The organism is Streptomyces purpurascens (assembly GCF_045040895.1).
GTDB lineage: Bacteria > Actinomycetota > Actinomycetes > Streptomycetales > Streptomycetaceae > Streptomyces > Streptomyces purpurascens.
Window position 1 is genome coordinate 9,006,120 of the sequence record NZ_CP108341.1, and the last position, 10,954, is coordinate 9,017,073.

The following is a 10,954-nucleotide window of genomic DNA, read 5'->3' on the forward strand; positions in this document are numbered from 1 at the left end:
AATGTAGCCTAAATGGGGAGTGGTCATATTTTTGTGCCCGAAGAAGTGAGTTGCCATGGATTCTGTCGCTCGCTCTGAACTCGTTTCGTCTGAGCCGGAATCCGGGGAGCGGGAGCCCGGTGGACCCGGTTCCGCGGCCGCGGGCCGGTCTGCGCCCGGCCCGGGGGGCGAGTGGGTGCATGTGTCCGAGTTGCGTCCGCTGCTGGCGGCCATGAATTCTCTTTGCGACGGCGATTTCACTGTACGTATGGGTAACGTGCCCGAAGGGATTGTCGGGGAGCTGGCGGGGGCGTTCGACCAGATCACCACGCGGAACGCGCATCTGGCTTCGGAGCTGGAGCGAGTGCGCCGGGAGGTGGTCCGGCAGGGGCGGCTGGACGAGCGGCTGGCGGCGAGTCCCGGGTCGGGTGGGTGGACGACGAGTGTGGATGCGGCCAACGCGCTGCTGGAGGCACTGGCCGTCCCGATCGTGCATGCCACACGCGTCCTGGACGCGGTCGCTGACGGTGATCTGACGCAGCGCGCCGAGCTGCACGACGGCCGGCGCCAGCTGCGCGGTGATCTGCGGCGCCTGGGGCGAGGGGTGAACCGCATGGTGGAGCAGCTGTCGCTGTTCACCGGCGAGCTCACCCGGGTCTCCCGGGAGGTCGGTACCGAGGGCCGTCTCGGCGGGCGGGCCACGGTGCAGGGACTGGCCGGCGACTGGCGCTACGTGACCGAGGCCGTCAACACGATGGCGTCCCGGCTGACCGCGCAGGTGCGCGACATCGCCGTGGTGACCACGGCGGTCGCGCGCGGTGATCTGACCCGGCAGGTCACCGTGGAGGCGACCGGCGAGCTGCTGGAGCTGAAGCTGACGGTGAACACGATGGTCGACCAGCTGCGGGCGTTCGCCGACGAGGTCACCCGGGTCTCCCGCGAGGTCGGCACGGAGGGACAGCTGGGCGGCCGGGCCCAGGTGCCGGGCGTGTCCGGGGTGTGGAAGGACCTCACGGACAACGTCAACTTCATGGCGTCGAACCTGACCTCGCAGGTGCGCAACATCGCCCAGGTGACCACGGCGGTCGCCACCGGCGATCTGAGTCAGAAGATCACGGTGGACGCCAGGGGCGAGATCCTGCAGCTGAAGCTGACGGTGAACACGATGGTGGACCAGCTGTCGGCGTTCGCGGGCGAGGTCACCAGGGTCGCCCGCGAGGTGGGTACCGAGGGCCGTCTCGGCGGCCGCGCCCAGGTCCGCGGGGTGTCGGGGGTGTGGAAGGACCTCACCGAGAACGTCAACTTCATGGCGGACAATCTCACCTCGCAGGTCCGCAACATCGCCCAGGTGGCCACGGCGGTCGCCCAGGGTGATCTGGGCAAGACGATCACGGTGGAGGCCAAGGGCGAGATCCTGGAGCTCAAGTCGACGATCAACACGATGGTGGACCAGCTGTCGGCGTTCGCGGGTGAGGTCACCAGGGTCGCCCGCGAGGTGGGCACCGAGGGCAACCTGGGCGGGCAGGCGCAGGTCCGCGGGGTGTCGGGGGTGTGGGAGGAGCTGACGGACAACGTCAACTTCATGGCGTCGAACCTGACCTCGCAGGTGCGCAACATCGCGCAGGTGACGACATCGGTCGCCAACGGAGACCTGTCGAAGAAGATCACCGTCGATGCCCGCGGCGAGATCCTGCAGCTGAAGGAGACCGTGAACACCATGGTCGACCAGCTGCGGGCGTTCGCCGACGAGGTCACCCGGGTCGCCCGCGAGGTCGGCACGGAGGGCCGCCTGGGGGGCCGGGCCCAGGTCCGCGGGGCGTCGGGGGTGTGGAAGGACCTCACGGACAACGTCAACTTCATGGCCTACAACCTGACCTCGCAGGTCCGCAACATCGCCCAGGTGGCCACGGCCGTCGCCCAGGGCGATCTGTCGAAGAAGATCGACGTGGACGCGCGCGGCGAGATCCTGGAGCTGAAGACCACCATCAACACGATGGTCGACACGCTCTCCTCGTTCTCCTCGGAGGTCACCAGGGTCGCCCGGGAGGTCGGCAGCGAGGGGCAGTTGGGCGGTCAGGCGCGTGTCGAGGGCGTCTACGGAACGTGGAAACGGCTGACCACCAACGTCAACGAGCTGGCGCTGAATCTCACCACCCAGGTCCGGGCGATCGCGGAGGTGGCCAGCGCGGTCACCCAGGGCGACATGTCCCGCGCCATCACGGTCGAGGCGCAGGGCGAGGTCGCCGAGCTGAAGGACAACATCAACCTCATGGTCTCCAACCTCCGCGAGACCACCCGCGCCAAGGACTGGCTGGAGTCGAACCTGACCCGCATGGCCGGACTCATGCAGGGCCACCGCGACCTGGTGGAGGTCGCCGACCTGATCCTGCGCGAGCTGACCCCGCTGTTGAACGCACAGTTCGGGGCGTTCTTCCTGGCCGAAGCGGGGGCGCCACCCGGTGAGGGTCTGCAGTTCATCGCCGGGTACGGCACGGACCAGGCCGGCGGGGGCAGCCCGCTGCCGGGCACCGGTACCCCGGGCCGCGGGCTCATCGCACAGGCCGCGCAGGAGAAGAAGCGCATCCTCATCACGGACGTCCCGCCCGACTACATCACCATCAACTCCGGGCTCGGCACAGCCCGCCCGGCCAGCATCGTCATCCTGCCCATCATCTTCGAGGACCAGGTGCTCGGAGTGATCGAGCTGGCCTCGCTCAGCAAATTCAACGATGTGCACCTGGCCTTCATCGACCAGTTCGTCAACACGATCGGCGTCTCGACCAACACGATCATCGCCAACTCCCGTACGGAGTCGCTGCTGTCGGAGTCCCAGCGGCTCACCTCCGAGCTGCGCGAGCGGTCCGACGAACTGCAGCGCTCCAACGCCGAACTGGAGGAGAAGGCCGCACTGCTCGCGACCGCCTCGCAGTACAAGTCGGAGTTCCTGGCGAACATGTCGCACGAGCTGCGCACCCCGCTGAACTCCCTGCTGATCCTGGCCCGGCTGCTCGCCGACAACCCCGACGGACACCTGGCAGAGCAGGAGGTGCAGTTCGCGACCACCATCCACCGCTCGGGCTCGGATCTGCTCCAGCTGATCAGCGACATCCTCGACCTGTCGAAGATCGAGGCCGGGCGGATGGACGTGCGCCCCAAGACGCTCCCGCTGATCAAGCTGCTCGACTACGTCCACGCGACCTTCCGGCCGCTCACCATCGACCGCGGCCTGGGCTTCGAGATCGCGGTCGAGAAGGACGTACCGGCCGAGCTGTACTCCGACGAGCAGCGCCTTCAGCAGGTACTGCGCAACCTGCTGTCCAACGCCGTGAAGTTCACCCACGACGGCCATGTGGAGCTGCGCGTCAGCCGGGTGCTGGGCCTGCACTTCACGGAGGAGACGCTCAAGAACGCCGAAGCCGTCATCGCGTTCTCCGTGAAGGACACCGGGATCGGCATCGCCCCCGACAAGCTTCCGATGATCTTCGAGGCGTTCCAGCAGTCCGAGGGCACCACCAACCGCAAGTACGGCGGCACCGGCCTCGGCCTGTCCATCAGCCGGGAGATCGCCGGAATGCTCGGCGGCAAGATCGTCGCCGAGAGCGAGCCGGGCGTGGGCTCCCGCTTCACCCTCTACATCCCCGCCCTCCACCCCGGCGCCACCGCGGTACAGGGCCCCGCGGACCTGCGCACCGTCGGCACCGCGCCCGCCCTTCCCCCGGAGCCCGGGCCGCCGGAGGCCGCCGCCTTGGACACCTCACCCGAGCGCATGCTCGACAGCACGGAAACCCTCCAGCCCGGCACCCCGGCGCCGCACCTGCCGGAGGACCTGACGGGCAGACAGACCACCGAAGCCTCCAACGGCCGCGAGGACATCTGGCCGGCGACCACCCGGCTCAAGGAATGGCTCAGCGGCCGCCCCGGCCGCGTCCTGGCGGGCCGCCGCATCCTCATCGTCGACGACGACATCCGCAATGTCTTCGCCCTCACCCACGCACTGGGCCGTGTCGGCATCACCGTGCGGTACGCGGAGAACGGCCGTGAGGGCCTCGAGGTCCTGGAACGCGCCTCTGACGTCTCCCTGGTCCTGATGGACATCATGATGCCTGAAATGGACGGTTACGAGACCATCCGCAGCATCAGGGACACTCCCCGTCTCGCCCACCTGCCGATCATCGCGCTCACCGCCAAGGCCATGCCCCAGGACCGCGACAAAGCGATCGACAGCGGCGCCAACGACTACGTGCCGAAACCGGTCAACATCGACCGCCTGCTCTCCGCCATCTGCGACCTGCTCGACCCGCCCGACGACCGCCCGCTGCCCACACCGGACCCCGGCACCGCCGACGACCCCGAAGAGCCGCCACCCATCCCTGACACCGCCGACGATCCGCCCGAGGACGCACGATGAACACCAACCTGGCCAACCCGTGCAGCATCCTCATCGTCGACGACATGGAGGAAAACCTCATCGCCTTCGAGGCCGTACTCGGCCCGCTGCACCAGCACCTGGTCCGCGCACGCTCAGGCGAACAAGCCCTGAAAGCCATGCTGCGCCAGGAGTTCGCCGTCGTCCTCCTCGACGTCCGCATGCCCGGCATGGACGGCTTCGAGACCGCCGCCAACATCAAGCGCCTCGACCAGACCAAAGACGTCCCCATCATCCTGGTGACCGGAACGGAAGGCGGCGCCGACTACGCCTACAGGGGATACGCCATCGGCGCCGCGGACTTCATCGCCAAACCGGTCGACCCCTGGGTACTGCGCACCAAGGTCACCGTCTTCCTGGATCTGCACCGCAAGAACCGCCAGTTGGCCATGCGGGCAACCGGCACAGACACGGACCGGCTCACCGAGATCGCCCAGCAGCTCACCGAGATCAAGCTGCTGCTGCGCAACAGACCGGAAGCCGAGGCCGACACGGCAGCACTCGCCGACCGCGTCGCAGAGGTGGAGCGCGCCGTGGGGACGCTCCTCCCGGACCGCACCGGCACTGAGTAAGTACATTCAGCTTCTGCTCCTGGAAGGGCGACTTCCTCAACGAGGAGGCCTACCAGTGGGTGCGCGACGTCAACCTCCTCACCGGGGACGAGGTGTCCCTGCCCTGGGCACTCGGGCTCGACCTGAACACCGCCTTCCTCGCCTCCGCCTCCCGCCTGGTGGTCGGCCTGTCCGCCCCGGACCACTTCCGTGCCCCGGTGTTCAACCCGAAGATTCCCGGCTCCTGGCTGGTGGACCTCTCGCATGTCGAGCTGGACCCGCGTCTGCCCAGCCCGTTCACACCGTCCGGCACCCGTCCCGCCGGCCCGGCCTGGTACCAGACCCACACCGTCGCCTACGCCCAGGAACTCGGCTACAACGTCCAGCCGCTGGAGGCCCTGCGGCGGGTTCACGCGGGAGCCGCCCAAGACGCTGAAGGGTCGGATCGGCTATCTGATCCGGCAGTTGGGCAGCGCGAAGGCCGTCGCCCGGGAAATCGGTGTCACCGCCGACTCCGTCAACCGCTACCGGCGCGGCGCCCGCAAGCACCCCCGCGCCGACGTCGCCACGAAGATCGACGATGCGGTACGTGCCCGCTGGCAGCCGCAGGTACGCAAGCGCCGGCGACAGCAGGCCGCAGCCACGGGCGGGATCACGGTGGAGACGAGGGCCCGGTTCGGCTACACCGCGCCGATCGGCACGACCGACGACGGACGCTTCCGCCGCCTCACGGTGCACCTCCCACCGGAGTACGCCGGCCGCCTGTTCGACGCGCGCGACGCCGGCGCCAGCGACCAGCAGCTGCGCCAGATCATCGCCGACGGGTTCAAGGACGTGTACTTCCAGGACGGCGGTGCCCGCGCGATGGGACTGTCGGACGTCGCCATCAACGACATCGACTACCTGGATCTCGACTACTGACGCAGCAGCGAGTTGATCTCTGCATAGGATCGTCGGCATGCCCCTGCGACCTGTCAACGTGAACATGAAGGCTCTTGATGATTCTGCGGTCGGCCGATTCTGGGCGGAGGCGCTCGGCTGGGGTGTTTCCAGCGAGGGACCCGGCGTGACCAACGTTGAACCCGTCGGCGGCTACGTGTGGCCGGACCCGATCGCCGTCTGCGTCGACGTCGTCACGGTCCCGGAACCCAAGACGACGACGAAGAACCGTGCGCACCTCGATCTCGCCACCACCTCCGTGGCCCATCAGGCGGAGTTGGTCGCGCGCCTGAAGGCTCTCGGTGCGACGCCCGCCGACGTGGGCCAGGGCGACGTGCCGTGGACGGTCCTCGCCGACCCGGAGGGCAACGAGTTCTGCGTGCTGGAGCCTCGGGAGGTCTACCGGGACACCGGGCCGATCGCCGCGGTGGTGGTCGACTGCGTGGATCCGCGGGCCATGGCCCGGTTCTGGGGCGAGGCGACGGACTGGACCCTGCACGACGTGACCGACGATCACGCGGTGCTGCGCTTCGCCAAGGGCGTCGGCCCGTATCTCGAGTTCCTCCGCACACCCGGCGTGAAGACCGTGCCAGACCGCGTGCACATCGACCTGCTGCCGTACCCCGGTGACGACAAGGCAGCGGAGGTGGCCCGTCTGCGGACCCTCGGCGCCACCGACCTCGACCTCGGCCAGGGCGACGTCCCGTGGACGTGCCTGGCCGACCCGGAGGGTCACGAGTTCTGCGTCCTCGGCCGCCCTGGCACGCAGCCTTGACGACACCCCGACACGTGGGCCCTGTTGATCCGTCCGGCATGACCCAGCTGGGTCGGGCCGCGGCGTCTCAGTCGATTCGGGCGGCGAGGGCTTATGTGCAGGGGGCGGGGTCAGCTCGCTGTTCACCGATCAGCGGCCAGCAGTGCCGCGAGGCCCTCTCGCAGATCTTTGACGAAGTACTCGGGAACCTCCAGCGACGGGAAATGTCCCCCGATGCCGGGCTCCCTCCATCGGACGATCTGCCGGTATCGCTCCTGCGCCCAGGGGCGCGGACACTTCTCGACGTCGCGGGGATACATGGTGAGTGCTGACGGGACGTCGACCCGAAGTTCGGGGTCCAGTGAGTTGTGGCTTTCGTAGTAAATGCGCGCCGCCGACGCGCCGGTCCGCGTCAGCCAATACAGGGTGACGTTGTCAAGAACCCTGTCTTTGGAAATCGTCTCGAACGGGCTGTCTTCGGTGTCCGACCACTCGGCGAACTTGTCCAGGATCCAGGCGAGAAGCCCGACCGGTGAGTCGACGAGAGAGTAGCCGATGGTCTGCGGCCGGGTCGCCTGCTGCTTCGCGTACGCCGCGCGGCGGCTCCAGAAATCGCGGGTTTCCTCGGTCCACTCGCGCTCGACCGCCGTCAGCCCGTCCGTTGTCAAACCGGGCGGCCCCTCCGCGAACGTGGTGTGGATGCCGAGAACGTGCGCCGGAAACCTGCCGCCGAGAACGGTGGTGATATTGCCTCCCCAGTCGCCGCCGTGGGCCGCGAACTTGCTGTAGCCGAGCCTTCCCATCAGTTCCACCCAGGCGGCGGCGATCTTTTCGGTTCCCCACCCAGTGGTGGCCGGCCTGTCGCTGTAACCAAATCCTGGTAGCGACGGGACCACGACGTGGAACGCCGGCGCGTCTGCATCCTTCGGATCTGCCAGCTCGTCCACTACATCGACGAACCGAGCAATGCTGTCCGGCCAGCCGTGCGTCAAGAGCAGAGGAGTGGCATCTGCGCGCGCGGATCGGCGGTGCAGGAAGTGGATTCCCAGATCATCAATGGTCGTGCGGAACTGGCCGATGCGGTTGAGGCGCTCTTCGAACGACCGCCAGTCGTACCCGGTGCGCCAGTAGTTCACGACATCGACGAGGTCGGCGAGCGGAACGCCCTGTTCCCATCGGCGAGGGCCGGGCGCGGCGCGATAGACCGTCTCGGCCTCCGGTAGTCGCGCCGCGGCCAGTCGCGCCCGCAGATCGTCGAGGTCGGCGTCGGTTGCGTGGGCTTCAAATGCTTGCACGTCGCTGGTGGGACGGGGCATGAGACCTCCTGCCATCGCGGGAACCGGCTACGACCTGTCGCGAACCGGCTTTGACGGTTCTAGCAGTTCTCCGAGCCACGCCGCAACCGGCTAAGGTGGTTCCATGCGTGCTGCCTTCCCTGACTTCCGCCTCGGCACTGTGCTGGCGACCAGCTTCACGGGGACTCTGTCGGAGCGTCATGGCGAGGCCGTGGAGCGCATCCCCACGCCGCAGCGACTCGTCGACTGGCTGGCGGTCAACGGTCTCGCCGTGGACTCCTGCACCACCGCCCAGCTCGACCTCGCTCGGGAACTGAGGGAGTCGATCCACGCCGCCGCGACAGCGGCCGCGATCCAGGACGCTCTCCCCGCTGCTGCTGTCCAAGTCATCAATGACTGCAGCGCTCGGGGTCGGGCCTCGGCGATCCTGACGCCCGAGGGCAAGCGGCGATGGCGGCTCGGCCCGGCGTCCTGCGTGGAAGATGCCCTCGGCGTGATCGCCGCCGACGCGATCAGCATCATCGCAGGCGAACGAGACGGAAAACTGGCCTTGTGCGCGTCACCAACCTGCCAAGCCGCCTTCTTCGACACCAGTCAAAGTCGCACCCGCAAATGGTGTGACATGAACACGTGCGGGAATCGCCAGAAGAAAGCACGCTTCCAAGCCAACCAGCGCAAAAACCCCAGATCAGCGGAGTGATCGTTACCTCGGTACACGCCGGCGCTTACTCAAAAGCCCCGGAAGACATCGTCGCTGTCGACGGCACCGGCGAACTCCTCGAAATCCATGTTCGCGCCCGAGAGGTTGTTCTCGATGCTCCACAGCTCGGCAGCTACGACGCGCACATGACGGCCACGCTCACCCCACAGGTCTACTACGAGGAGCGGCAGTTCAGTCGACGCGACAGCCACGGCGTCCGCCAGGACAAGTAGGGGATGCCGATACCCCGGATGGATCAGTTCGAGGGCTTGGTCGGGCGTCAGGCCCTCGTAACGCCGGTCATCGACGAGCGCGACGTCGGCCAAGAAGCCGTCCTTGCTGGGCGAGGACAGTGTCGCTTGAACGGCGTCCCAGACACCGTCCGCCGAGAAGTCGGTGCGCACAACAAGGGCTTCTAAGGTGCAGGGGAGCTGCTTCATGCGCGGACAGTACCGCCACCCCGGTGAAACCATTGCGGTCACACCTACTGGGTAGACCTCGTCGCTGGGCAGAATCGACTTGTGCCCGCTTTTCGCGCGAATTCCGCCTTTATGCCGATTCGTTGCCCTTTCCGGGAACGGACGTGGGACCTGGACGGCTGCTCATTGCCCCTTCTCGGTGAACAGGTTGATCAGGCCGTGGGCTGTGTTGTCGGCGGAGTCGATCCCGAGCATCTCGTCGGTGCCGGACTCGGCGCTGCGGGGGAACATGGCCTGCTCGTACTCGGTAAGCGCCGTCTCGATGTCGTCGGGGTGCGCGGCGAGGGACGTGCCGAGTTCGGCGCCGTCGAGCATGGCCAGGTTGGCGCCCTCGCCGTTGGGAGCCGTGAGGTGGGCGGCGTCGCCGAGCAGGGTCACCCCCGGCACCCGGTCCCACCGGTGCCCGGTCGGCAGAGCGTAGAGGGGGCGCAGGACCGGCGCGACGTCGCTGTCGGTGATCAGTGCGGTGAGCTCCGGCGCCCAGCCGTCGAATTCCTGCGCGATCCGCGCGGTGGCCGTGGCGGCATCGGCGAAATCGATGGCGGCGAACCAGTCCTGCGGCTCGGACAGCCCCACGTAGGCGTGCAGAGTGTCGTCCTTCTCCCGGTGAGCGAAGATCTCCCTGCCCGGCGAAGGAGCCATCAGCATCCCGCCGCCGACCGCCTTCGCGGCGGCCGGGTGCCGGGTTCCGGCGTCGAACAGGTAGGTCTCGACAACCGATTGACCGATGTACTCGGGTGTGGCGGTGGACAGCAGCGGCCGGACCCGTGACCAAGCGCCGTCCGCGCCGACCAGCAGGCTGGTGACGACGGTGCGGCCGTCGGCGAACGTCACCTCGTGGCGACCCTCGCCGAGGGCACGGGTGCGGCTGACCTTGTGCCCCCACCGCACGGCGTCTGCCGGGAGTGAGTCGAGCAGGACCTGTCGCAGGTCGCCGCGCTGCACCTCGGGGCGTCCACCCGTGCCGTCGTCGGCTTGGTCGAGCAGGACAGTCCCGTCCCGGTCGAGGACCCGCAGCGCCTGGCGGCCCTCCAGAACGATGGCGTGGAACTCGTCCATCAGCCCGGCCGCCTTGAGTGCGAGCTGCCCGTTGTAGTCGTGGATGTCGAGCAATCCGCCCTGCGCGCGCGCCGAGGGGGAGGACTCCGCCTCGTAGACCGTGACAGGGATTCCGTGAACGTGCAGGACGCGTGCCAGCGTGAGTCCGCCGAGTCCCGCGCCGATGATCGTGACAGGGGTGTCCATGGTGGCTCTCCTTCGGGATCGGGCCGCCCGGTGAGCTCCGGCCGGCCGTCTCTGGAAAGGTGCCAGCCCCCGCCGACGAGCCACCGACATCCGACCGACAACCCCCGACAGCGCTCCGACATGGCCCCGACACCGAAGATCAGCTGGCTGTCAGGTGGACACGCCCTGTCCATCCTCGTCGCGGCCACAGGACGGTCCCTCCGAGTCCGGCGGCTTCCACGGCGACTCACGCGCCGTCTGCGTAACCGCCCTGGGGATGACGCCCCGAAGCCTCCCCGGCCGCCAACTCCAGATGGGAGCCAGCCAGGGCGGCGGGCTCAGGCGGGATCGGTCCTGGCCGCCGCCGCGTGCATCGCCTCGGCGAGGCTCTTGGGGCGCATGTCGGTCCAGTGCTGCTCGACGTACTCCAGGCAGGCGGCCCGGTCCTGGTCTTCCAGGGCGATGGACCAACCCTGGGGGACGGTCGCGAAGACCGGCCACAGCGAGTGCTGGCCCTCGTCGTTGACGAGTACATGGAAACGCCCGTTGTCGTCGTCAAAGGGATTGTTCATGTCCTGTCCTTCCTCACCTGCAACGTGTGGTTTTC

General features: G+C 68.0%; 9 protein-coding genes and 1 pseudogene. 6 read left to right on the top strand and 4 right to left on the bottom strand.

Annotated features, from left to right (window positions below; genetic code table 11):
* The first annotated feature begins 211 nt into the window (after window positions 1-211).
* From OHU35_RS40800 to OHU35_RS40820, 5 genes and pseudogenes are all read left to right on the top strand, one after another.
* On the top strand, window positions 212-4,387 hold the full coding sequence (locus tag OHU35_RS40800; RefSeq protein ID WP_405509016.1) for a HAMP domain-containing protein: 4,176 nt from the start codon (window positions 212-214) through the stop codon (window positions 4,385-4,387).
* Window positions 4,384-4,977, top strand: coding sequence for a two-component system response regulator (locus OHU35_RS40805; RefSeq protein ID WP_189727386.1), 594 nt, complete (start codon window positions 4,384-4,386; stop codon window positions 4,975-4,977). Before OHU35_RS40800 ends, OHU35_RS40805 begins: the two co-directional genes overlap by 4 nt.
* Before the next feature lie 20 nt (window positions 4,978-4,997).
* Window positions 4,998-5,387, top strand: a pseudogene (locus tag OHU35_RS40810) (transcriptional regulator); the annotation flags it as partial.
* 34 nt (window positions 5,388-5,421) lie between these two features.
* A complete protein-coding gene (gene tpg / locus OHU35_RS40815; RefSeq protein WP_405509018.1) occupies window positions 5,422-5,877 on the top strand; it encodes a telomere-protecting terminal protein Tpg in 456 nt (151 codons plus the stop codon).
* Window positions 5,878-5,914: 37 nt separating this feature from the next.
* A complete protein-coding gene (locus tag OHU35_RS40820) occupies window positions 5,915-6,670 on the top strand; it encodes a VOC family protein (RefSeq protein WP_405509020.1) in 756 nt (251 codons plus the stop codon).
* 122 nt (window positions 6,671-6,792) lie between these two features.
* Here OHU35_RS40820 and OHU35_RS40825 read toward each other — a convergent pair whose 3' ends face one another.
* The gene (locus tag OHU35_RS40825) at window positions 6,793-7,965 is read right to left on the bottom strand and encodes an epoxide hydrolase family protein (RefSeq protein WP_405509022.1); all 1,173 of its coding nucleotides are present in this window, start codon (window positions 7,963-7,965) and stop codon (window positions 6,793-6,795) included.
* A 103-nt stretch (window positions 7,966-8,068) separates the two neighbouring features.
* On the opposite strand from OHU35_RS40825, the gene OHU35_RS40830 reads away from it, so the two are divergent.
* A complete protein-coding gene (locus OHU35_RS40830; RefSeq protein WP_405509024.1) occupies window positions 8,069-8,644 on the top strand; it encodes a CGNR zinc finger domain-containing protein in 576 nt (191 codons plus the stop codon).
* 29 nt (window positions 8,645-8,673) lie between these two features.
* On the opposite strand, the gene OHU35_RS40835 is transcribed toward OHU35_RS40830, so the two are convergent.
* The 3 genes from OHU35_RS40835 to OHU35_RS40845 all read right to left on the bottom strand — a co-directional run bounded on the left by OHU35_RS40835 (window position 8,674) and on the right by OHU35_RS40845 (window position 10,919).
* Window positions 8,674-9,084, bottom strand: coding sequence for a DUF6924 domain-containing protein (locus OHU35_RS40835; RefSeq protein WP_405509026.1), 411 nt, complete (start codon window positions 9,082-9,084; stop codon window positions 8,674-8,676).
* A gap of 162 nt (window positions 9,085-9,246) precedes the next feature.
* On the bottom strand, window positions 9,247-10,368 hold the full coding sequence (locus tag OHU35_RS40840) for an FAD-dependent oxidoreductase (RefSeq protein WP_405509028.1): 1,122 nt from the start codon (window positions 10,366-10,368) through the stop codon (window positions 9,247-9,249).
* Window positions 10,369-10,685: 317 nt separating this feature from the next.
* Complete coding sequence (locus OHU35_RS40845; protein WP_359891588.1) at window positions 10,686-10,919, bottom strand: MbtH family protein; 234 nt, start codon at window positions 10,917-10,919, stop codon at window positions 10,686-10,688.
* Window positions 10,920-10,954 lie beyond the last annotated feature (35 nt).

What these genes read in the sequence shown, in the direction of transcription:
- OHU35_RS40800 (WP_405509016.1), top strand. Translation starts at nt 212, where the DNA reads ATGAATTCTCTTTGCGACGGCGATTTCACTGTACGTATGGGTAACGTG.
- OHU35_RS40805 (WP_189727386.1), top strand. Translation starts at nt 4,384, where the DNA reads ATGAACACCAACCTGGCCAACCCGTGCAGCATCCTCATCGTCGACGAC.
- OHU35_RS40820 (WP_405509020.1), top strand. Translation starts at nt 5,915, where the DNA reads ATGCCCCTGCGACCTGTCAACGTGAACATGAAGGCTCTTGATGATTCT.
- OHU35_RS40825 (WP_405509022.1), bottom strand. Translation starts at nt 7,965, where the DNA reads ATGCCCCGTCCCACCAGCGACGTGCAAGCATTTGAAGCCCACGCAACC.
- OHU35_RS40830 (WP_405509024.1), top strand. Translation starts at nt 8,069, where the DNA reads ATGCGTGCTGCCTTCCCTGACTTCCGCCTCGGCACTGTGCTGGCGACC.
- OHU35_RS40835 (WP_405509026.1), bottom strand. Translation starts at nt 9,084, where the DNA reads ATGAAGCAGCTCCCCTGCACCTTAGAAGCCCTTGTTGTGCGCACCGAC.
- OHU35_RS40840 (WP_405509028.1), bottom strand. Translation starts at nt 10,368, where the DNA reads ATGGACACCCCTGTCACGATCATCGGCGCGGGACTCGGCGGACTCACG.
- OHU35_RS40845 (WP_359891588.1), bottom strand. Translation starts at nt 10,919, where the DNA reads ATGAACAATCCCTTTGACGACGACAACGGGCGTTTCCATGTACTCGTC.